Source organism: Kitasatospora sp. NPDC005856 (genome assembly GCF_040629945.1).
Classification (GTDB): Bacteria; Actinomycetota; Actinomycetes; order Streptomycetales; family Streptomycetaceae; genus Kitasatospora.
The window spans coordinates 1-21,159 of record NZ_JBEXWT010000030.1 but is presented as its reverse complement, the minus strand read 5'-3'; the positions used below and the strand labels follow the sequence as shown (position 1 = coordinate 21,159).

The window sequence follows — 21,159 nt, the reverse complement described above, 5'->3', positions numbered from 1 at the left end:
GAGCTCATCGTGCTCGGAGTCAACGACCTGGCGACGTACGTCCTCGGCGCCCTCGTCATCATCCTGCTGCCCGGCCCCAACTCCCTGTACGTCCTGTCCGTCGCGGCCCGCAAGGGCATCCGCACCGGCTACCGGGCCGCGGCCGGCGTCTTCATCGGCGACCTCACCCTGATCAGCCTCACCTCGCTGGGCGCGGCCTCCCTGCTCAAGGCCAACCCGGCCGTCTTCGCGGTGGTCAAGTTCGGCGGCGCCGCCTACCTCCTCTGGATCGGCTACGGCATGCTCCGCGCCGCCCGCCAGCTCTGGCGCGAGCGTCGCGCCGCGGCCGACCCCACCGCCGAGCCGGCCCCCGAGAGCACCGAGAACCCCTTCCGCCGCGCCCTGGTGATCAGCCTCCTCAACCCGAAGGCCATCCTCTTCCTGCTCTCCTTCTTCACCCAGTTCGTCGATCCGTCCTACGGCCGGCCCGCCCTCTCCTTCGCCCTCCTCGGCGGCATCCTCCAGACCTTCAGCTTCCTCTACCTCTCCCTCCTGATCTTCGCGGGCACCACCCTCGCCACCGCCTTCCGCCGCCGCAAGCGCCTCTCCGCCACCCTCACCAGCGGCGTCGCCGTCCTCTTCGCCGGCTTCGCCGCCAAGCTCGCCGTCTCCTCCGCCTGACCCCGGCCCCGGATACCGAGTACGGATCACCCGCGAACCTGTGTAGACTGGCCCGCGTTGCCGCCACACACGGCAACGGTGCCGCCTTAGCTCAGTTGGCCAGAGCAACGCACTCGTAATGCGTAGGTCGCGGGTTCGAATCCCGCAGGCGGCTCAGGAATCGGAAGGCCCGGTCAGTTCGCTGACCGGGCCTTCCGTCGTCTTCGTCGTGCGGCGGCGGGCGCGAGCCGCTGCCCCGTCCTGGCCGCTGTCGCCATCGCCCTTGCCGCTGCCCCCGCCTGGGCCGAATCGGCCAGCCGGCCGGCCGGTCCGTCGCGGATCTATGCCGAACGGCAGATGGCAGGAGTCCTCGGATCGGCCAGGCTTGCGAGCGTGTTCACGTGCCTCAGGAAAGGCGCCCGGAGTGGCGCATCCGACCACGGCCGCAAGGAGGGTGAGGTGGACCGACGTGCGAGATCGGGATACGGGCTGGTCGTTCTCGGGGTGGCCGCGCTGGTGTCGCTGACCGGTTGTGCCGATGCCATGGACGCCACGCCGGAGGACAAGACGTTCGAGTTCGCGGGGCGGAGTCTGGACGTGAAGTCGCACGGTGCTCCGGCGGACCTCGTCGCGGTGGACCGGAAGGACGTGAAGGTCACCCGGTGGTTCGACACGAGCGGGAAGGTCGGCAGCGCCAAGGAGTCCTGGACGTTGCGGGACGGCGTCCTAGAGCTCCGTGCGGGGTGCTCGGGGCTGGCCAACTGCGATGCGAAGTACCGGGTCGAGGTGCCCAAGGGGGTCGCGGTGCTGCGGGACGGGCGCGAGACGGAGCTCAAGGGGTGAAGGCGGGGAGCATGCTCGAACTGGTCGACGTCACCAAGGTCTACAAGGGCGGCAAGCGGGCCGTCGACGGCATCACGATGCGGCTCGGGCCCGGGATGGTGGGGCTGTTGGGGCCGAACGGGGCGGGGAAGTCGTCGTTGATGCGCATCGTGGCGACGGTCACCCGGCCCACCGGTGGGCAGCTTCGGTACGAGGGTGTCGACGTGGTGGCGGAGCCGGACCGGTTGCGTCGGGAACTCGGCTACCTGCCACAGGACTTCGGGGTCTACCCGAACCTGACCTCGCGGGAGTTCCTGTCGTACCTGGCGGCGGCCAAGGGGATCGGTGCCCGGTCCGCCCGGGCGAGGATCGACGAGCTGATCGAGCTGGTCAACCTGACCGAGGCGGTCAAGCGTCCGCTCGGCACGTACTCGGGCGGCATGCTCCGTCGGGTCGGCATCGCGCAGGCACTGCTGGCCGATCCGAGGGTGATCGTGGTCGACGAGCCGACCGCCGGGCTGGACCCGGAGGAGCGGGTGCGCTTTCGCAACCTGCTCAGTGAACTCGCGGCCGAGCGGGTCGTGATGCTGTCGACCCACATCGTCTCCGACGTGGAGTCGGTGGCCTCCGACATCGCCGTGGTCGCACACGGTCGGCTGCTGCGCCGGGGGGCGCCCGACGAGTTGCTCCGGGAGATCGACGGGCAGGTGTGGGAGGCCGTGGTCGATCCGGCCGAGGTGCAGGCCGTGCAGGCGCGCCACGTGGTCAGCCGGATGGTGCGGACGGGGAGCGGCGTGCGGCTGCGGGTGATCGCCGCCGGGCAGCCGTGGGTGGACGCGGTCCCGGTGGTGCCCGATCTGGAGGACGCCTACCTGGGCGTCATCCACCGCTCGGGCGAGCGGATCCGGGCCGAGCAGGGGGCGGTGCGCCGATGATCGCAGGACTGGCGGTCGGCGACTTCCGCGACCGGGTGCGCCGGCCGGTGTACGCGGTGACGCTGCTCGCCGCGGTCGGGCTCGGCTACCTGGCCGTACCGGACGCGGGCGGCCACTGGACGATCATGGACGTGGCCGGGAACCGGGGCGTCTACAACAGCGCCTACGTCGGTGCGGTCACGGCGCTGGCCGGTGCGCTCTGGCTCACCTTCGGCGGTTTCCACGTGGTGCGCAGCGGCATCGCGCGGGACGAGACGACCGGGGTCGGACAGATCCTCGCCGCCACCCCGCTGCGCACCTCCCGCTACCTCCTGGCCAAGTTCCTGAGCAATCTGCTGGTGCTGGCCTCCATGGTCGGCGTGCTGGTTGTCACCGCGCTGCTGATGCAGCTCGCCAGGGGTGAGGACCGCACCGTCGACCCGATAGTCCTGGTGGAGCCGTTCCTGCTGCTCGCGCTGCCCCTGATGGCGGTCACGGCGGCGGCGGCGCTGCTGTTCGAGACGGTGCCGCTGCTGCGGGGCGGCGTCGGGAACGTCGTCTGGTTCGTGCTGGCCATGGTGCTCGCGATCGGCGGGCAGTCGGCCTCCGCGCCGCTCGACGGACTCGGTGTGCACCAGGTCGCGGGATCGATGGGTGCGGCGCTGGAGGCCCAGCACGGGACGGTCGACCCGGGCGGGTTCAGCCTCGGGCTGACCAAGGTCGACAAGCCGCTGGACACCTTCCGGTGGGAGGGGTTCGACCCGTCCTCGGGCTTTGTCCTCGGTCGGCTGGCGCTGGTGCTGGCGGCGTTCGTCGTGGCGCTGCTGCCGGCCCTGTGGTTCGGCAGGTTCGATCCTGCGCGTGGTTCCGGGACGGCTGCCGCCCCGGTGCCAGACGCCCGACGGGCGGCCGGAGAAGCGTCCGTGTCGGACGGGACGGAGCCCGCGGGGGCACGCTGGGGGAGCGCACCGGGCGTCCTGCCGCAGACCGAACCGCGGCGGGCCGGGGCGTTCGGGCGGCTGCTGGCGGGCGAGCTCCGCATCCTGGTGCAGGGCGTCTCGCGCTGGTGGTGGCTGGTCGCGGCCGGGCTGACGGTTGCCGGGCTGGCACTGCCGATGAACGCCGTCACCGGGCTGCTGCTGCCCCTGGCCTGGCTGTGGCCGGTGCTGATCTGGTCCCGGCTCGGCAGCCAGCAGGCCGAGAGCGGCCTGGAGGTGCTGCTCGGCGCCTACCCGTCCGCCCGGCGCCGGCTGCTCGCCGAGTGGGCGTCCGGGCTGGTGCTCACGGCGGTGACGGGTGCGGCCCCGCTGATACGCATGCTGGTGGCGGGCGACGGTGCGGGAACGGCCAGTTGGGTCGGCGGCGCGCTGTTCGTCCCGTCGCTGGCCATGGCGCTCGGCGTGGTGAGCCGGAGCCACCGGCTCTTCCAGGCGGTCTACCTGCCGCTCTGGTGGGTGCTCGTCAACAACGTCGCCGCGCTCGACTTCATGGGCGCCGTGCGCGTGAACGGCAGCCCGGCAGGCCCCGCTCCGCTGCTGGTCGGGACGCTGTCCGCGGCGCTGCTCGCAGGGGTGTTCCTGGTCGGCGCGGCCCGACGGAACGTCAAGGGCTGAGCCGGAGAGGGGAGGGGAGGGGAGGGGAGGGGAGGGGAGGGGAGGGGAGGGGCTGAGGCAGGGACCGACCTTGGCCGGGAGCCCGGGCCATCGGCGGACGGCCCGGGCTCACCTGGTGCTCAGGGGTGTTGCGCGGCTACTCGTCGTCGCCGAGATCGCCCGCGAGGTCGCCCTCCGGGGCGCCGCTGATCGCGTAGCCCTGCCGGCGCGCCTCGTAGCAGGCCACCGTCGCGGCCGCCGAGACGTTCAGCGAACCGACCCGGCCCAGCTGCGGCACGAACACCACCTGGTCGCAGAGCGCCAGCGCCTCGGGCGTGATCCCGCGGTCCTCGTGCCCGAGCACGAAGGCCACCGCCGGGGTCAGCTCCGCGGCGAACATCGGCACCGCCTCGTCCGCCAGCTCCAGGCCGACGACCTTGAAGCCGTCCGCCTTGGCCGCAGCGACGGCCTCGGCGACGGTCGGGAAGTGCTCCACCTTCAGGTACTTGTCGGTGCCCATCGCGGCCTTCTGCGCGCCGGACGAGCGCACCGACGGGGTGTCCCCGATCAGGTACAGCTTCTCGGCGCCCATCGCCGCGCCGGTGCGGACCACCGAGCCGACGTTGAACGGCGACTGGAGGTTCTCCAGGATCATCGCGAGCCGGAACTCGTTGCTGCGCCGCCACGAGCGGTGCAGACGCTTCAGTTCGGTCCCGCGCAGCTGCTTCACGTCGTCGTACCTCGTCCACTCTCGGAGCCCTCGCCCACCTCGGGGCGGGGCCGCGCTTCCAGAATCCGGCACCCGTTGACCGACGTGACCCGCGTGGTCGGGTAGCCCTGCTCGTTCAGCCACTTCTGGAGCGAGTCCGAGCCCAGGTGCTTCTGCACCACCAGGAACGCCGAGCCGTCCGGGGTCAGCCGGTCGAGCCAGTGCGTGAGCAGGCGGCGCAGCGCGGCCTTGCCGATCCGGATCGGCGGGTTGGAGTAGATGGTGGCGAAGCGGACGTCCTCGGGGACGTCGTCGGGCAGGGCGGCCTGGACGTTGCCGAGCCCCAGCGACTCGGCGTTCAGCCGGACCAGCTCCAGGGCGCGCTCGTTGACGTCCACCGCCCAGACCGGGAGGCGCTTGCGGCGGCTCGCCCACGTCAGTGCGATCGGACCGTAGCCGCAGCCGATGTCCAGGATCGGGCCGCGCACCCGCGGCTGCGGGGCGTGCTCCAGCAGGATCCGGGTGCACGGGTCGAGCCGGCTGCGGGAGAACACCCCGGTGTCGGTGGTCAGTTCCAGGGTGAGGTCCGGCAGGGAGACCGTGATCGGCCGGCGGTCGCTGGCCACCTCGGGTGCACCGGTGAAGTAGTGCGAGCCGGACATGATTTCCCCGTCGTTCGTAAGGGCCTCGGGGCCACCGGGTGGGTGTGGGTTAGCCCTTTGTACGGCACCGATCGTACCCCCGGTGGCCAGGACGGCGTTTCGGACCGTGTTCCGGACGGGGGTGCGGACGGGGTGCGGACGGCGGCCGGACCTGCGGCGCGGGAGCTGGTGCGGTCAGGCGGTGCCGGGGGTCTTGCGGGTGGCCACGTTGATGCGGTTCCAGGCGTTGATCGTGAAGCAGACCGAGATCAGCTGCGCCAGCTCGGCCTCCGCGAAGTGCGCGGCGGCCCGGGCGTACACCGCGTCCGAGACGCCTCCGCCGATCCGGGTGATCTCCTCGGCCAGCGCCAGGGCGGCCCGCTCGCGCTCGGTGTACACCCCGGCCGGGGCCTCCGGCCAGACCGGCAGCAGGTAGATCCGCTCGTCGGTCTCGCCGGCCTTGCGGGCGTCCTTGGCGTGCATGTCCAGGCAGTACGCGCAGCCGTTCAGCTGGGAGGTGCGCATCTGGACGAGCTCGACCAGGGCCGGGTCCAGGCCCTCGCGAGCGGCGGCGTCCAGGGCGATCATCGCGCGGAACGCCTTGGGAGCGGTGCGGGCGTAGTCGAGGCGGGCGGGGGCCTCGGGAGTGGCGGCAGTGGCGGTGGTGGCCGGGGTGGTCCGGGGGCTCTCGTTCGTCGTCATGGCTCTGACCCTAGGCGCGGAATGAACCCGTTCCCTGGGTCATTCAGGACGCGGTTCCGTGGGTCAATCAGGCCGGTCGGGCCAGGGGATCGCGGAGGCCCCGGCAACACGCCGGAGCGGTGTCGGCACGTCGCGTCCCGGCGCCGGGCGGCGGATACTGCCAGTACGCCAGCCGGGCCCGTGAAGGCCTCCGAACAGTGAGGACGGATGCCATGCCGCAGGAACAGCACGAGGAATACCTGATCGAGGAGACCACCGAGACCGTCGAGCCCGACGAGAAGGCACCCGAGGGCGACACGTACGACGAGGTGGCCGAACGCCGCTCCCTCGGTGCGGACCCCGCGACCGACGTCGCGGACGTCGTGGAACAGACGCGGGCGGTCCGGCACGACGAGGAGGAGTACCGGGAGTAGCCGACGGGCGATGGACGGGACCGGCAGTGGGCCCGGTCCCCCATCCCGCCCCGTCCCCGCCCCGTCCCGCCCCGCCCCGGCTACAGGGCCCGGCGGCGTTGCAGCCAGACGAAGGCCGCCCAGCCCGGCAGCACCGGCAGGATCAGCGTCAGCAGGCGGTACAGCGCCACCGCGGCCAGCGCGCCGCCACCTTCCATCGAGGCGGTCTGCTGGAGCAGCGTGATCAGCATCCCGTCCACCGCACCGGCTCCGCCCGGGGTCGGCGCCGCGCTGCCCACCGCGTTGCCCACCAGGAACACCACCGCGACCGAGGCGAAGGACGGCTCCCGGCCGATCGCCCGGGCACAGCAGTACAGGCAGGCGATCAGGCAGATCGACACCAGGAGCTGGCCGGTCACGCCCACCGCCAGCCGGGTCGGGCTGCGCAGCAGGTCCAGCAGGCGCGGCAGCACCTCGGCGGCCAGCGGGCGCAACCGCGTCGCCAGCCACCGCCGGGCCACCGGGATCGCCGACACCACCGCAAGCAGCGCCACCGCCCCCGCCAGTCCGGCGACCACCGCGGGCAGCGCGTCCAGCTCGGAGCCGCCGGGCTCGAAGCCCAGCAGGTAGACGAAGGCCCCCAGCTGCAGCAGGTGCAGCACCAGCCCGATCAGCGTCCCCACGCCGACGCTGGACAGCGCCTGCGCGGTGGGGATGCCCGCCCGCTGCAACAGCCGGGTGTTCAGCGCGACCCCGCCGACGCCGCCGGGCGACACCAGCTTGACGAACGACCCGGCCACCTGCGCCAGCACCGCGTTGCGGAAGTTCAGCCGCTCCGGCACGAAACCGACGAAGCCCATCGCCGCGGCGACATGGCTCGTCGTCGCCGCCACCAGCGCCAGCAGCAGCCACCAGGGATCGGCGTCCGCCAGCGCGGAGATCGGGTTGTCCTCCGCCGCGAACAGCTGCGGGATCAGCAGCCAGCCGGCCACCACTCCGCCCACGACGACCAGCAGGGTCCGTGGCCGCAGCCGCTCCAGCCGCACCGGCCGGCCCACCACCTGCGGGCGGATGCGGAGGACCTCCGCGCGGATCTCGTCGAGCAGGCCGCCGGGGGCGGGGGCACCGTGCTGGGGATCCGGCTCGGTGGCGGTGGCGGTGGCGGTGGCGGTGACAGCGGCGGTGGCGGCTGTCGCGGAGGGCGCACCTGTGGGGGCGGGCAGGGGAGCGGTGGTGGGGGCGGTTGGCCGGGCTTCTGAGGCTGCGGCCGTGGGTCGGGGGTCCGTGGCGGGGGCGCGCCCGGCGCCGTCGGCCGGGGCGGCGGTGCGTTTGGCGTGCTGTTTGAGGGCGCGGCGGGTGGTGTGGGTGAGGGCGATGGGCTGGAGGAGCGGGAGGGCGGCGCCGACCGGGTCGGGGCCGAGGACGGCGGTGGCCGTGCGGACGGAGCGGGCGGCGCCGGCGCGGAGGGCGAGGGTGGTGAGGAGCTGGGCGAGGTCGCAGCAGAGGACGAGTTCGGTGGCGGCGATGTCGCCGTCGGCGAAGTCGACCAGGTGCACGGTGCCGGAGCCGTCGATCAGGAGGGAGGAGGGGACGAGGGCGCGGTGGGCGATCTCGCGGCGTTGGAGCAGGGCGAGCTGTCGCCAGGCGTCGGTGAGCAGCTCGTCGGTGATCTCCTCGTCGTCGAGTTCGTCGAGGGTGCGTCCGGCCAGCCGCTCGTACGCGATGAGGGCGGTGTCCTGGCCGATGCCCGCGGTGGTGGCGATGCGGCGGGTGCGGACGCCGGCTGCGAGGGCCGCGTACGTGACCAGGGCCTCGTGCTCCAGTCCGGTGCGCGGGGAGCGCAGGACGCGCGGGTCGGGGGCGGTGCGCAGGCGCAGCCGGCGCCAGGCGCGCTGGACGGCGGCGGCGGTGACGGCCTGCCGGTCGAGGAGCTGGACGTCGAGGTCGGGGCGGCCGTCGGTCTGCCGGACCCGGTAGCGGTCGGGGCCGGAGGGCTGGGCCTCGACCGGGCGCAGGCCACTCTCGCGCAGGGCGCGCAGGACCTCGCCGGGCCGGGGACAGGGGTCGGGGGTGCCGACCGCGTACAGGGTGCCGTGGGCGACGGTCCAGCCGATGAGCAGTCCGAGCAGGAGCGCGGTGGGGGTGGCGTACCCGCCGATCAGTCCGGCGAGGCCGGAGAGGGCGAGGACGGTCCAGGGCAGGCGGCGCTCCCGGCTGCCGGAGGCGGTCATGAACGCGAGGACCGGCGCGAGGTAGCCGTAGACCGACTCGGTGTGCCCGAGCCCGCCGCCGGGCAGCGGCTGGGTGAGCGCGGAGAGCAGCGAGGCCGGGGCGAGGGCTTCGGCCCACAGGTCCAGTCCGAGGGTGGCGCCGTACGCGAGGACGGCGGCGAGCAGCCCGTCGGAGACCTGTTGGAGGGCGCGTCGCCGGTCGGGGCCCAGCAGCCGGCGGGCGGCGAGGCCGACCGGGAGCAGCAGGACGGCGGCGGTGCTGAGCCCGCCGGTCAGTCCGGCGAGCGGGCGCGGCACCAGGGCGGCCGCCTCGGCGACGTCGGCGGCGATGCCTTCGGTGGTGGCGCGGGCGTAGTCGGCGAGCAGCAGGGTGAGGGCGACCGCGAACAGGCCGCCGAGCAGCCGGATCAGGGCGACGGGCTGCCGGACCCGGTCGGTGGCGGGCAGCGGGCGGGCCCGGAACCGGCCGGGGCCGGCCTGCTCGGGTATCCGGGCGGGGGCCGTTCCGGCGCTGCCGTCGGTGTCCCCCGTCCCCGTCCCCGTGCCGCTTCTGCCGCTTCTGCCGCCGCTGTCACGCGTCCCCGTGCCGCGTTTCCGCTGCGCGGGCGCACCGCCGGGGTCGCCCCCGCCGGTGTCGCCGTTCGTTCTCCCCGTCACGATCGCCACGGATGGCATGCTCCCATGCCGCCCGTGGGCGCGGAGCGGGGATTCCCCAGCCGGGCCGACGTGGCCCTACGCCTGCCGGGTCGGCAGGACGACCAGGTGACGCAGGTTGACGTGCCGGGGGCGGCTGACGGTGTAGGCGATGAGGTCGGCGATGTCCTCGGCCCCGAGTGCGGGGATGGCGGCGAACATGTCGCCGAGCTGTTCGCGCAGCACCGGGTTGTCGACGTGCCCGGCGAGTTCGGTGTCGGTCAGACCGGGCTCGATCGCGCTGACCCGGACGTCGCGCGGGCCGAACTCGCTGCGCAGGGCGGCGGACAGCTGGGTGAGCGCGGCCTTGGTGGCCCCGTACACGGCGTAGTCGGGGAAGACCACGTGCGAGGCGATCGAGGAGACGTTGACCAGGTCGGCGGCGCGCCCCTCGGCGGCGGCCGCGGTGAGGTCGGGGGCGAAGGCGCGGACGATCCGCAGCGCACCGGTGAGATTGGTGTCGACCATGCGCGTCCACTCGTCGATCCGGCCGTCGGAGAGCGGGTTGGGGAGCATCACCCCGGCGTTGTTGACCACCAGGTCGGCCGGGCCGTACGCGTGGTGGACGGCCTTCGCGGCGGCGTCCACCGAGGCCTGGTCGGTGATGTCGGCGGTGACGGCCAGCGCCTGCCCGCCCGTGGCGGCGATCTCGGCGGCGAGGGCGTCCAGCCGCTCGGTGCGGCGGGCGAGCAGGGCGACGCGGGCGCCGGAGGCGGCGAGCAGCCGGGCGGTGGCCGCGCCCATGCCGCTGGCGGCTCCGGTGACGACGGCGGTGCGGGCGGCGAGGGACGGGGGGTTCACAGGGGGCTCCAGAGGATCGGTCGGGCTGGTGCCGACCACTCTGAGCGGGGCTGCGAGCGGCTGCCCAGGGCTGCGCCGCTCCCGGGTGCTCCCTGCCCGGGACCACTCGTCCCGGGGCGGGGGAGCCTGGGCCGGGGGAACCCGGGACGGGGGAACCCGGGAACGGCGGTACCAGCCTCGGAGTCGCCCGTCCGCGGCCGATCCGCCGGGCACGGAGGACACCCGGGGGCTTCCTCCGCGCAGGCCGGACCCGCACCGGGAGAGATCGGAGCCGAGGGGGCGGGAGCGCCGTGAGCGGGCGCTGCGTGCCGGGGCGGCATAGCCTTTCAGTCATGAGCGCCTGCGAAGACCTCGCTCTGGCCCCTCAGGACATCGAGCCCCGGCCGCCCGCCGACGGCTGCGCCGACTGTCTGGAGCAGGGCCGTCGGGACTGGGTGCATCTGCGGATCTGCCTGGACTGCGGCCACATCGGCTGCTGCGACTTCTCTCCGCAGCGGCACGCCACCGCGCACTTCCACAACTCCTCCCACCCGGTGATCCGCTCGTACGAGCCGGGGGAGGACTGGCGCTGGTGCTTCGTCCACGAGGTCATGGGCTGAGGCGGTCACGCGGGTGCGGCGCCCGTACGGCGCGCGCGTGCGGCGCTTGCGCCTGCCTCCCGCGCACCGCGCCCTGTCTCCCGCGCACCGCGCTCGCCTTCCGCGCACCGCGCCCGCGCTCGCCTTCCGCGCACCGCGCCCGCGCCGGCCTTCCGCAGTGGCGCGGGCTCGCAACCCGGATAAAATCCGGACATAACGCCCGTTCGGCCCCTCCGGCCGGCATCCGCCCGGCCGGTGGCCGACGAAGGGAGGCCGACGATGACCAAGCTGATGCTCGGCAGTACCGCCAAGCTCCGCCAAGGCACCCAGGAGCTGCTGGAACGCCGCGGCATGGCGAGCCCGCCCGCCCGGCTCGCGCCGATGTCGAGTGCCGGCGTGCTGTCCCACGCCGCCGCCGGGCGCGGCGCCGACGAGTCCTTCCGGCACGGCGGGAGGGACGCACCGGGCGCGACGATGCACGCGGCTCCGGCGATGCACGCCGAACTCAAGGGGCACCGGCACCGTGGCGCGGAGAAGCACTCCGCCCACTGAGCGGCATCCCGCCCCGCCGCACCCCGCCGCACCTCGCCTCACCTCACCGCAGCCACATCGCCATCCCACCGCAGGGGCGGGCGGCCGGATCGCGGCCGACCGTCCCTGATGTGCGGTCAGGAAGGTTCTCGGGGGCGGGTTCGGGGTGGCTCGGGGAGCGCTCAGGGGTGCTCCCGGATGTCATGGCCCGGCGCGTCCCGAAGACTCTCTCCCGTCCGAGCCACTGCCGGCCGGGCGGGCCGCCCACCGGGGTGGCCCGACTCCGGCCGGGCGAGCCGCCGCTGGAGAGTCTCCGCATGAACACCCGTACCCGCACCGGCCGTTTGTCCACCCTCGCGGCAGCCGGCGCGCTGCTCGCGGCCGCCATGGTCGGCTCCGCGGCCCCGGCCCTGGCCGCTCCGACGGCTCCGGCCACCACGGCCGCCACCGCCACCGCCGCCGCGCTCTCCGTCGCGCCGCCCGCGTCCGCGACGGCCCAACCCGGCCCGCTGGACCGGGATTCGCTCGCCGGGGCCCTCCGCTCCCTGCCCGCCGGTGTCACCGGCGCGCTGGTCCGGGTCGACGGTCCGGGCGCGCGGTGGCGCGGCACCTCGGGGGAGGACGTGCCGGCGAACGCGCGGTTCCGGATCGGCAGCGTCACCAAGGTGTTCACCGCGACGGTGCTGCTCCAGCTCGCCGCCGAGGGCAAGGTCGACCTGGACGGCACCGTCCAGCACTACCTGCCCGGACTGCTGCCGGCCGGCTACCCGCCGGTCACCGTACGGCAGTTGCTCAACCACACCAGTGGCCTGCCCGGAGGCGGCGGGATGATCTCCGGGGACGGCAGCACGGCGTGGTTCGCCGCGCACAGGGCGACCTACTACAGCCCGCAGCAGGTGGTGGCGGACATGCTCACCCAGCCCATGGGCTTCGCGCCCGGCACCGCCCAGCAGTACAACGGCAACAACTACTTCGTGGCCGCGCTGGTGATCGAGAAGGTCACCGGCGACGACTACGCGGACCAGGTGCGGCGGCGCATCACCGGCCCGCTCGGTCTGCGCGCCACCTACGTCCCGGCCGCCGAGGACCTGACCATCCGCGGCCCGCACGCCGCCGGCTACGTGGACGTCCGCGACGCCGACGGCAGCACCGCCCGGGTGGACGTCACCGAGCAGAGCCCGTACCCGTGGGCCGAGGGCGGCATGATCTCCTCCGCCGCCGACCTGGAGCGCTTCTTCGAGGCGCTCTACCGCGGCCGCCTGCTGCCGCCCGCCCAGCAGGCCGAGGTGTTCGCCGTCCCGGACCTGCCGAACGACCACAACAAGAACTGCGAGATCGGACCGACCGCCGGCCACGCCTGTTACAGCACCGCAGGCCTGCTGCGCACCGTCCTGCCGAACGGGACCGAGGCCTGGGGCAAGAACGGCTCCCGGCCCGGCTACACCACCGGCGTCTTCGCCACCCGCGACTTCTCCCGCAGCGTGGTCGTCGGGCTCAACCCGACCGGCATCACCGGGGAGGAGTTCCCCACCCTGTGGAAGCTGGTGACCACCGGCTTCGGCTCCGGGCAGGTGTACGACCGGCACTGAGCGGACCGGTCCCGGGAGGCCGGTGCCACCGGCGGCCGGTGGCACCGGTGTCAGTGGGGTGCGCTACGTTCGTCCCGCTCACCAGGGCAGGCACAGGCACACGGCAGGACGACGGGGGCGGGCGCACCATGGCCGACGTGATCACGGAGGAGCCGGTCGAGCTCCAGCTGGAGCGGTACCGCACCGAGCTGACCGGCTACTGCTACCGGATGCTCGGCTCGGTCTTCGAGGCCGAGGACGCGGTGCAGGAGACCATGGTCCGCGCCTGGCGCGGGCACCAGGGCTTCGAGGGGCGGGCCGCGCTGCGCTCCTGGCTGTACCGCATAGCCACCAACGTCTGCCTGGACGCGCTGAACGGCCGCAACGGCCGGGCCCGGCCGATGGACCTGGCCGGGCCCGTCACCGTGGCCACGGCGCACGACACCCGGTTGCCCGAGGTGACGTGGATCGGTCCGGCGCCGGACGGCCGGGTGCTGCCCGAGACGGGGGACCCGGCCGAGGTGGCCGCCCAGCGCGAGTCGGTCAAGCTGGCCTTCGTCGCCGTGCTGCAGCGCCTCGCGCCCCGGCAACGGGCGGTGCTGATCCTGCGTGAGGTGCTCGGCTGGAAGGCCGCCGAGGTGGCCGAACTGCTCGGCACCACGGTGGCCTCGGTCAACAGCGCGCTCCAGCGGGCGCGGGCGGTGCTCGCCGCCGACACCTCCGCGGCCCGCCCGGCTCCCGAACTGGACGAGGACCAGCGCGCGTTGCTGGACGGTTACGTCCGCGCCTTCGAGGCGTACGACATGGACGGTCTCGCCGCTCTGCTGCACGAGGACGTCACGCTCAACATGCCGCCGTTCTCGATGTGGCTGCGCGGGTGGGACGAGCTCCGGGAGTGGATGCTGGGCCCCGGACACGGCTGCCGCGGTTCCCGGCTGCTCCCGGTGACGGCCAACGGCGGCCCGGCCTTCGGCCAGTACCGGCCGAGCCCGGCGGGCGGGTACGAGCCGTGGGCGCTGATCGTGCCGGAGGTGTCAGAGGGGCGGCTCACCGGCTTCACCAACTTCCTGGACACCGACGTGCTCTTCCCGCTCTTCGGCCTCTCGCCCCGGCTGGAGGGCGAGCCCGTCGGGGAACCGGACGCCGAGCCCGCCGAGCCCGTCGAGCCCGCCGAGCCCGTCGAGCCCGCTGAGCCCGCTGAGACCGTCGAACTCGTCGAGCCCGCCGTGGTCACCGCGGACTCCGTCGCCGAGTAGCTCCGCGAGGTCCTGGGGACCGGCCGCGTCCGGCAGCAGCGCCGAGAGGCCGCTGAACGCCAGCAGTCCGCGCAGCGGGCCGTCGGCGTTCAGCAGCACCACGGTCACTCCGTGCCGGGCGGCGGCCAGCCGCAGCCGGGCGAGCGCGTCGACGACGGCCAGGTCGGGGGCGGTCAGCGCGCCCAGGTCGCAGGTCAGTACGGGGCTTTCCGGTACGGCTTCCATGGTGTCCATGCCCAACAGGACTGCCGGGGCGGCCTCGACTCATCGGTGCCGACGCATCGGCCCGGACGCATGGGCCCGGACGCATCGGCCCGAACTCGGCGGCCTGGACCCGTCGGCCGGGTGGCAGAGTGGGGGCGACCGAACCCACCCTGCCCCAGGAGGAGCACCGTGACGGCTGAGCCACTGAAGTCCTGCGAGGAATGGCTGGCCTCCTTGCCCCGGATCTACGCGGCGGCGGGGTGCCTGCTGCGGGACGAGTCCGGCCGGATCCTGATCGTGAAGGCCGGGTACCGCGAGCACTGGCAGTTCCCGGGTGGCACGATCGACCTCGGCGAGGGCCCGGTCGAGTGCGCCGCGCGCGAGCTGGAGGAGGAGACCGGCATCGTCCGGGAGGCGGGCGAGCTGCTGGCCATCTCCTGGACCCACGCCTCGGCCGAACTCGACCACCCCGCCCAGCACTTCATGTTCGACTTCGGCACCGTCCCGGACGGCACCCCCGTGACCGTCCCGGCCGGTGAGCTGGACGACTACCGCTGGGCGTCGGTCGGGGACGCCCTGGAGCTGCTCGGCCCGGCCCGGTCGGCCCGGCTGGGGGCGGCGCTGGAGGCGGCCGAGGACGGCCGGGTCCGTATCGTCACCACCCACGTCTCCGGATTCTGAGCGCGAGTGCCCCGGTCCGGGCGGGGGTTGCGCCCGGACCGGGGCACGGGGTGCCTCACTGCTGCGCGTCGGACTCCGGGTTCCGGGCGGCGATGATGGCGGCGATCGCCTCCGAGACGAAGGTCTCGGTCTCGGACTTGTCCACCCTCAGCCCGGCCAGCACGCCCTTGCCGTTCTCCAGCTCCAGCAGGGCGAGCAGGATGTGCTCGGTGCCGACGTAGTTGTGTCCGAGCTTGAGCGCCTCGCGGAAGGTCAGCTCCAGCGCCTTCTTGCTCTCGGCGTCGAACGGGATCAGCGCGGGCAGCTCGTCGACGGCGGTCGGCAGGGCGGCGGTGGCCACCGCCCGCAGGGCCTCCGTGGTGACGCCCTGGGCGGCGAGCGCCTTCGCGCCGATGCCCTCGGGCTCGGAGAGCAGGCCGAGCAGCAGGTGCTCCGTGGTGATCTCGGCGTTGCCCGCCTTGCGGGCCTCCTCCTGCGAGGCCACCACGACCTTGCGGGCCCGGGGCGTGAACCGGCTGAAGCCCTGGCTGGGGTCGAGGTCGTTCGGGGTGCCCGGGTCCTTGGGCACGAAGCGCTTCTGGGCGGCCTGCTTGCTGACGCCCATGCTGCGGCCGATGTCGGTCCAGGAGGCGCCGGAGCGGCGGGCCTGGTCGACGAAGTGGCCGATGAGGTGGTCGGCGAGCTCGCCGAGGTGGTCGGCGGCGATGACCGCGTCGGAGAGCTGGTCGAGCGCGTCGGTGTGGACCTTCTTGATCGCGGCGATCAGGTCGTCGAGGCGCAGCGGAGTGGTGTTGGGAACAACGGGATTCTCCATGCGTCAACCGTAGGTTGTCGATCCGGGGATCGTCAACCATCGGTTGACGATGGCTTCGGAGTCTTCTCGGGAGTCCTCCAGGGAGCCCCGGAGGCGCCGGAGGCCCGCGCTACGCGGCGGGCAGCAGTCGCTCCCGGACGGCGGCGATCCGCGCGGGCGTGACGCCCGCCGCCAGCAGGTAGCCGGCCGGGTCGAACCCGTCGAGCGCGGCCGCCAGGGCGGCCTCGGCGGTGGTCCCGGCCTCGGCCAGCACCGCGTCGATCCGGCGGTACGGGTCCGGCAGGCCGAGCATCCCGTACAACGGGCGGACGTTGGGGCCGCTCAGCAGGTAGTCCTCGGTGATCGCGGCCCGGTCGACGCCGGCCAGGGCGAGCAGCAGCAGGACGGCCAGGCCGGTGCGGTCACGGCCGGCGCCGCAGTGCACGACCACGCCACCAGGGCGGGCGTCGGCGAGCGCGGAGACCAGCGCGGCGGCGGCGTGCGGGCAGTGGTCCAGGTAGGGGCGGAGCGCGAGCGGGGTGCCGTCCAGCTGTCCGTGGGCCTCCCACCAGGCGGGGCCGGCCAGCTCGTCCAGCGGGACGCGGACCAGCTCGACCTCCTCGGGGAGCGGGAGGAGCGGCTTGTACTCCTCGGCGTCGCGCAGGTCGACCACGGTGCGGACGCCGTGGTCGAGCAGGGCGTCCCAGCCCTCGGCGGTGAGGCGGTCCAGGTTGTCCGCCCGGACCATCGCGCCGCGGGCGGTGAGCCGGCCGGAGGCGGTGGGCAGGCCACCCAGGTCGCGGACGTTCAGGCAGCCGTCCCAGACGAGCGTGCGGTCCTCGGTGCTGCTCGGCGCGTGCATCGTCCGGTTCATGGGCTCCCCGTTCTCCTCGAGGGGGTCCCGTTACCCCCTCGTTATGAACGACTCCCGGGAGATCCGGATGGTTCCTCGCTGTTCGAGTCCCGGGAACCGGCTGTTCAGGCAGGTGGCGGACCGGCTGTCCGGGGAAGCGGCGGACCGGCCTCCGGAGAGGCGGCGGACCGGACGTTCAGGCGGCGGTCGGGGCCTCGGCCTCGGCGCGGACCAGCCGCTCCATCGGTTCGGCCGCGATCCGGCCGAGCATCGAGCCGGCCACGATCGCGCCGATCAGGAGGACGGTGGACAACCAGGCCATGGTCGACACCGGCAGGGTGAAGGCGCCGGCCACCCGGGCCGCGCACTCGGTCAGCAGCGCGGTGCCCCAGATGCCCGAGAACAGGCGCTCGTGGCGGCGGAAGGCCCGCGACCCGGCCACCCGGCCCTCGACCAGCCGCTGCCAGGCGGCCGCGCGCTCCGGCCGGCCCTTGGTGAGGAAGGGCATCAGCACCGGGGTCATCACCGGTCGGCCGATCAGCGCGGAGACCAGGATCGCCAGCGCCACGGTGCCGCTCAGCCCGCCGTCCTTGGCGATCATCAGGCGGGCGTCGCCGGTGACGAAGGTCAGCGCCAGGCCCGCCAGGTTGACGGTCAGCATCAGGGCGGCCCACAGGTTGAGCCTGCGCTCGCCCAGCAGGCCGAGGACGGTCCGGGCGGCCGGGAAGGCGCTGCTCCAGGCCAGCGCGGCGAGCTCGCTCAGGCCGAAGGCCGTGTGCAGCAGGTAGTAGCCGGCCAGCGGGGCGGCCACGTCGAGGGCCAGCGGGCGCAGGCCCTCGACCAGCGGGTTGGGCGCCTTGGCGTGGGCGGCGCCCGTGGTGGCGGCCCGGGCGGGAGCGGAGGCCGTGGCCGTGGCTGGGGTGGCGCCGGTGAGGGCGACGGTGCTGGTGACGGCGGCGGCACTGACGGTCTGGCTCACGGTGGGTTCCTCCCCGACTGGTGGCTGCGGGCCGCTGCCCGCGTCGTGCCTCCAGTCTTCGCGCCGGACCCTCCGTCAGGGCAGTGCCGTCCGTTGCGTCATCCGCGTGACAGCTGTCATGGTGCACGCCGTGACACCGCCTCCGACCTGCGGCTTTCTACCCGCCGTCGGGGAAGGTCCACAGCTCGCGGCCCAGGGTGTCCAGGCAGCGGACGGTGCCGAAGCGCTCGTCCCCGGCGGACAGGAAGCCCCGTGCGACGCCCGCCAGGACGGTCCGGGCCACGCCGTCGCCCCGGGTCCAGGCGCCGGTCAGCACCAGTGCCCCGTCGGCCAGCTCGGCGCGCTGCACCCGGGCCACCGCGGCGGTCGGCAGCGCGGCGTTGACCGCCTCCAGCTCTGTGGGGAGGAGGTAGGCCTCCCCGGTGGGGGCGCGGTCCGCCTCGGCCCGGCGCCGCAGCTCCGGCAGGCCGTAGTGGCGCACGGCGGCGATGGCGTCGTCCAGCGGGAGCTGCCAGCGCGGCCCGGGCAGCACCTCCCACCAGACGTCCTCGCCGACCGGCAGGACCTCGCCGATCCGGGCCCGCCAGGTCTCGATGCCGTACCGGGTGCGCGGGTCGGGCCGGTGGCCGGGGAGGGCCGCGGCGGTCCAGTCGGTGCGGCGGACCACGCTGAGGTCGAAGGTGAAGGGCACCCGGCCGGCGGCGGGGCGCTCGACCAGGCCGAGCAGTAGCCAGTGGGTCCCGTCAGGGAGGCTGAAGGTCCGGCGCCACCCGAGGAGGCCCAGGGTGCGCAGGGCGGGCGCGAGGTGTTCGCGCAGGCCCTTCGCATGGAGCTCATGGACCTCGTGGTGCTCATGGCGCTCGTGGCGCTCGTGGCGCTCATGGAGCTCGTGGGCGGTCGTCATCGCGGTCGTTCCCTGGTGGTCGTGGTGTGCCGGTGGTGCCGGTGGCGGTGCCGGTCGTGCTGCCGGGGCCGGTGCCCGGGGGGCGCAGCCCGGCCCGGTGCCGGTGGTGGTCCCCGTCAGTGCTGGTCCCCGGCGGGACGGCTCAAACCGGGCAGGGGCGTGCGACCGGGATCCGTACGGGTCGTACGTGCGCCCTCGGATGCGAAGGGGCACGTCGGCGGGCCGGGTGTGTCGGCGGACCCGGCGTCGGGGGAGGGCCGGCGGCCCGAACTGCTTCGCCTACCGACAACGTAGGTCGGGCGGGCCCGTCCGGGCCGCGGGCGAACGACAGCAGTCCTCGGGACCTTGGCCCCGGCCGGGCCGGTCGTTCGGCCGGGGCCGAAGTGTTCGCCCGAATGGCGCATCATGTGGCGGGTGCAGAGTGCAGAGCGCCCCGGAGCGGGCACCGACGGCCCCGGCGGCCGGTCCGGACCAGTCACACCCGCCGACCCGCCGCCGGGCCCGGCCCCCGCTCCCCCCGATCTGACCGAGGCGGTCCGGGCCGCGCAGGACGGGGACGAGGAGGCGTTCCGGCTGCTGTTCCGGACCGTCCAACCGGGCCTGCTGCGCTACCTGCGGGTGCTGGTCGGCGGCAGACCGGAGGACGTCCAGGATGCCGAGGACATCGCCTCCGAGACCTGGCTGCAGGTCGCCCGTGACCTGCGCGGCTTCTCCGGCGACGGGGACGCCTTCCGCGGCTGGGCCGCCACCGTCGCCCGCCACCGCGCCCTCGACCACCTGCGCGCCCGGCGCCGCCGTCCGGTCGCCGACCTGCCGTTCGAGCAGCTGGTCGGGCTGGCGGCGGGGGACGACACCGCGGGCACGGCGCTGACGACGGTCGGCACCGCCGACGCGCTGGCCCTGATCTCCCGGCTGCCGCGCGACCAGGCCGAGGCCGTACTGCTGCGGGTGGTCATGGAGCTGGACGCGGAGAGCGCCGCCCGGGTGCTCGGCAAGCGGGCCGGGAGCGTCCGGATGGCCGCCCACCGGGGGCTGCGGCGGCTGGCCAAGCTGGTCGAGCCGCTCGCGTCCGGGGGCGGCATCCCGGCCGCCCGGGACGGCGGGGCGAGGGCCGGGGCCGGGGCTTCGGCCGGCGCCGCGGCCAGGGGCGGGGCCGAGGCCGGACCGGGCCCCAGGGGCGCCGACGGTTCCGGGAACACCCCCGGAACGGCAGCCGGTGCAGCAGCCGGAGGGAGCGCGGGCGAGGCCACCGGGCGCCCCGCGGGGAAACCCGCGAAAAAAAGTTCTCCGCAGGGTGTGACAGAACGCCGGGCCGCGACGCTGAAGGACATGAGATGAGCACCAACCGATCCCGTCGGATCGACCGTGATGCCGCCGAGCAGCTGCTCGGCGGTGCCGTGGGCGGCCCGTCGGCCGGGCAGGACGCCTCGCTCACCGGACCGGACGGCGGTCCCGGGCACCTCGCCCGGGTGCTGGCCGCGGCTGCCGCCCCCGCGACGGCAGGCGAACTGGCCGGGGAGGAGGCAGCCCTGGCCGCGTTCCGGGAGGCGCGTCTCACGCCCGACCCGATAGTGACCCCCGTCCGGAGACGATCGATGGCAACCGCGGCGCTGGCCAGGGCCTTCAGCACGAAGGCCACTGCCGTCGTGCTCGGCACCACCGCGCTGTGCGGTGTCGCCGTCGCCGCCGGCACCGGCAACCTGCCCGCCGCGCTGGGCGGCGGCCCGTCCGCGCCGGAGAACCGGCTCACGGACCAGGGCGGCGTCACCGGCCCGGCGTCGGGCTCGGCGGTCGCCGGGTCGTCCGCGGGCGTGGCCCCGTTCGGTGCCGCGGCGTCCGGCTCCGCCCGCCCGTCCGGCAGCGCCTCCGCCGGACCGCAGGTGGTCGTCCCGTCCGGCCCCGCGACGCCCGGCACCCCCTCCGCCGAGGCACGCGGCCGTTCGGCCGTCCCGCCCGCGCTGCTCGGCCTCTGCACCGCCTTCGCCGACCGTACGGCCAAGGGCGAGCGCCCGAGCCGACTGGCCGGCGATCCGCTGTACGGCCCGCTGGTCGCGGCGGCCGGTGGCGCGGACCACGTGACGGACTACTGCCAGGCCGCGACCGACGACCAGGACGGCGACCACCAGGGCGCCACCACCCCGACGCGCGACCCCGGCCGTACCGGCACCGCCCCCGGCGCCGGAAGCGGCACCGGCAAGGGGAACACCGGCGGCGGCCGGACCGGCGGCACCGGCGGCACCGGCGACGCCAACGGCGGCAACGGCGAGGACACCGGCGGCGCCGGGACCAGGCCGGGCAAGTCCGGCGTGACCGTCCCGCCCGTACCGACCGTCCCCGCCGCGCAGGACGGCCGCCCGAGCAAGCCCGACCGGACCGAGAACGAACAGTCGGCCGGGAGGTAGCCCCAGAACTCCGGGTGGGCGGCGAGCGACTCCCCCCGGGCTCGCCGCCCACCCGGAACAGCACCACCCGCACCACCCGCAGTGAACAGCACCACCCGCAGCACCTGCACCACCAGCAGGAAGCAGTACCACCCGAAGACTCCGGGTGGCCGGTCGGCTCCCCCGTGCCGACCGGCCACCCGGCCGGCCCCGGCCGGACCGGCAGGCGCACCCCGGACGCGTGCTGCTCGCCGCGCACGTCGGCTCCCGGCTGCACGTCTGCCACCTCTCCACG

The 21,159-nt window shown here is 74.7% G+C and carries 21 protein-coding genes and 1 tRNA gene; 13 read left to right on the top strand and 9 right to left on the bottom strand.

Annotated elements, in window-relative coordinates:
- Positions 1–9: 9 nt before the first annotated feature.
- The 5 genes from leuE to ABZ449_RS19585 all read left to right on the top strand — a co-directional run bounded on the left by leuE (position 10) and on the right by ABZ449_RS19585 (position 3,988).
- The gene (gene leuE / locus ABZ449_RS19605) at positions 10–660 is read left to right on the top strand and encodes a leucine efflux protein LeuE (RefSeq protein ID WP_360347247.1); all 651 of its coding nucleotides are present in this window, start codon (positions 10–12) and stop codon (positions 658–660) included.
- A gap of 80 nt (positions 661–740) precedes the next feature.
- Positions 741–814 (top strand) — tRNA-Thr (locus ABZ449_RS19600).
- 284 nt (positions 815–1,098) lie between these two features.
- A complete protein-coding gene (locus ABZ449_RS19595; RefSeq protein WP_360347245.1) occupies positions 1,099–1,482 on the top strand; it encodes a hypothetical protein in 384 nt (127 codons plus the stop codon).
- A gap of 11 nt (positions 1,483–1,493) precedes the next feature.
- Positions 1,494–2,396 (top strand): ABC transporter ATP-binding protein, encoded by a 903-nt coding sequence (locus ABZ449_RS19590; protein ID WP_360347243.1) that lies wholly within the window; start codon positions 1,494–1,496, stop codon positions 2,394–2,396.
- Entirely contained in the window at positions 2,393–3,988 is a 1,596-nt protein-coding gene (locus tag ABZ449_RS19585; protein ID WP_360347241.1) for a hypothetical protein, read from the top strand. Before ABZ449_RS19590 ends, ABZ449_RS19585 begins: the two co-directional genes overlap by 4 nt.
- A 136-nt stretch (positions 3,989–4,124) precedes the next feature.
- Here ABZ449_RS19585 and ABZ449_RS19580 read toward each other — a convergent pair whose 3' ends face one another.
- The 3 genes from ABZ449_RS19580 to ABZ449_RS19570 form a co-directional block, all read right to left on the bottom strand.
- Complete coding sequence (locus ABZ449_RS19580; RefSeq protein ID WP_360347239.1) at positions 4,125–4,697, bottom strand: TrmH family RNA methyltransferase; 573 nt, start codon at positions 4,695–4,697, stop codon at positions 4,125–4,127.
- The gene (locus ABZ449_RS19575) at positions 4,694–5,338 is read right to left on the bottom strand and encodes a methyltransferase (RefSeq protein ID WP_360347237.1); all 645 of its coding nucleotides are present in this window, start codon (positions 5,336–5,338) and stop codon (positions 4,694–4,696) included. The genes ABZ449_RS19580 and ABZ449_RS19575 overlap by 4 nt, the downstream gene beginning before the upstream one ends.
- Before the next feature lie 174 nt (positions 5,339–5,512).
- Positions 5,513–6,019, bottom strand: a complete 507-nt coding sequence (locus tag ABZ449_RS19570) for a carboxymuconolactone decarboxylase family protein (protein ID WP_360347235.1) — start codon at positions 6,017–6,019, stop codon at positions 5,513–5,515.
- A gap of 212 nt (positions 6,020–6,231) precedes the next feature.
- Here ABZ449_RS19570 and ABZ449_RS19565 point away from each other — a divergent pair, with 212 nt between their 5' ends.
- Positions 6,232–6,432, top strand: a complete 201-nt coding sequence (locus tag ABZ449_RS19565) for a hypothetical protein (protein ID WP_360347233.1) — start codon at positions 6,232–6,234, stop codon at positions 6,430–6,432.
- An 80-nt stretch (positions 6,433–6,512) separates the two neighbouring features.
- Here ABZ449_RS19565 and ABZ449_RS19560 read toward each other — a convergent pair whose 3' ends face one another.
- Both ABZ449_RS19560 and ABZ449_RS19555 read right to left on the bottom strand, forming a co-directional pair.
- Entirely contained in the window at positions 6,513–9,308 is a 2,796-nt protein-coding gene (locus ABZ449_RS19560; RefSeq protein WP_360347231.1) for a lysylphosphatidylglycerol synthase domain-containing protein, read from the bottom strand.
- A 66-nt stretch (positions 9,309–9,374) separates the two neighbouring features.
- Positions 9,375–10,136, bottom strand: coding sequence for an SDR family oxidoreductase (locus ABZ449_RS19555; protein WP_360347229.1), 762 nt, complete (start codon positions 10,134–10,136; stop codon positions 9,375–9,377).
- Positions 10,137–10,468: 332 nt separating this feature from the next.
- Between ABZ449_RS19555 and ABZ449_RS19550 the strand changes: the two genes are divergently transcribed.
- The 5 genes from ABZ449_RS19550 to ABZ449_RS19530 all read left to right on the top strand — a co-directional run bounded on the left by ABZ449_RS19550 (position 10,469) and on the right by ABZ449_RS19530 (position 14,954).
- The gene (locus ABZ449_RS19550; RefSeq protein ID WP_360347227.1) at positions 10,469–10,735 is read left to right on the top strand and encodes a UBP-type zinc finger domain-containing protein; all 267 of its coding nucleotides are present in this window, start codon (positions 10,469–10,471) and stop codon (positions 10,733–10,735) included.
- A 258-nt stretch (positions 10,736–10,993) separates the two neighbouring features.
- Positions 10,994–11,266 (top strand): hypothetical protein, encoded by a 273-nt coding sequence (locus ABZ449_RS19545; protein WP_360347225.1) that lies wholly within the window; start codon positions 10,994–10,996, stop codon positions 11,264–11,266.
- Positions 11,267–11,562: 296 nt separating this feature from the next.
- Complete coding sequence (locus ABZ449_RS19540) at positions 11,563–12,834, top strand: serine hydrolase domain-containing protein (RefSeq protein WP_360347223.1); 1,272 nt, start codon at positions 11,563–11,565, stop codon at positions 12,832–12,834.
- A 128-nt stretch (positions 12,835–12,962) separates the two neighbouring features.
- A complete protein-coding gene (locus ABZ449_RS19535) occupies positions 12,963–14,069 on the top strand; it encodes a sigma-70 family RNA polymerase sigma factor (RefSeq protein ID WP_360347221.1) in 1,107 nt (368 codons plus the stop codon).
- A 393-nt stretch (positions 14,070–14,462) separates the two neighbouring features.
- Positions 14,463–14,954, top strand: a complete 492-nt coding sequence (locus ABZ449_RS19530; protein WP_360347219.1) for an NUDIX hydrolase — start codon at positions 14,463–14,465, stop codon at positions 14,952–14,954.
- Between the two features lie 55 nt (positions 14,955–15,009).
- On the opposite strand, the gene ABZ449_RS19525 is transcribed toward ABZ449_RS19530, so the two are convergent.
- The 4 genes from ABZ449_RS19525 to ABZ449_RS19510 all read right to left on the bottom strand — a co-directional run bounded on the left by ABZ449_RS19525 (position 15,010) and on the right by ABZ449_RS19510 (position 18,483).
- Complete coding sequence (locus tag ABZ449_RS19525) at positions 15,010–15,768, bottom strand: Clp protease N-terminal domain-containing protein (RefSeq protein ID WP_360347217.1); 759 nt, start codon at positions 15,766–15,768, stop codon at positions 15,010–15,012.
- Positions 15,769–15,877: 109 nt separating this feature from the next.
- On the bottom strand, positions 15,878–16,621 hold the full coding sequence (locus ABZ449_RS19520; protein WP_360347215.1) for a tyrosine-protein phosphatase: 744 nt from the start codon (positions 16,619–16,621) through the stop codon (positions 15,878–15,880).
- Positions 16,622–16,796: 175 nt separating this feature from the next.
- On the bottom strand, positions 16,797–17,579 hold the full coding sequence (locus tag ABZ449_RS19515) for a VC0807 family protein (protein ID WP_360347213.1): 783 nt from the start codon (positions 17,577–17,579) through the stop codon (positions 16,797–16,799).
- 157 nt (positions 17,580–17,736) lie between these two features.
- Positions 17,737–18,483: a hypothetical protein gene (locus tag ABZ449_RS19510; RefSeq protein WP_360347211.1), complete on the bottom strand. Its 747-nt coding sequence runs from the start codon at positions 18,481–18,483 to the stop codon at positions 17,737–17,739.
- A 522-nt stretch (positions 18,484–19,005) separates the two neighbouring features.
- On the opposite strand from ABZ449_RS19510, the gene ABZ449_RS19505 reads away from it, so the two are divergent.
- Positions 19,006–19,821, top strand: a complete 816-nt coding sequence (locus tag ABZ449_RS19505; protein WP_360347347.1) for an RNA polymerase sigma factor — start codon at positions 19,006–19,008, stop codon at positions 19,819–19,821.
- Positions 19,818–20,885 carry a hypothetical protein gene (locus ABZ449_RS19500; protein WP_360347209.1) on the top strand — a complete coding sequence of 356 codons (1,068 nt, stop codon included), beginning with the start codon at positions 19,818–19,820 and terminating at the stop codon, positions 20,883–20,885. Before ABZ449_RS19505 ends, ABZ449_RS19500 begins: the two co-directional genes overlap by 4 nt.
- Positions 20,886–21,159 lie beyond the last annotated feature (274 nt).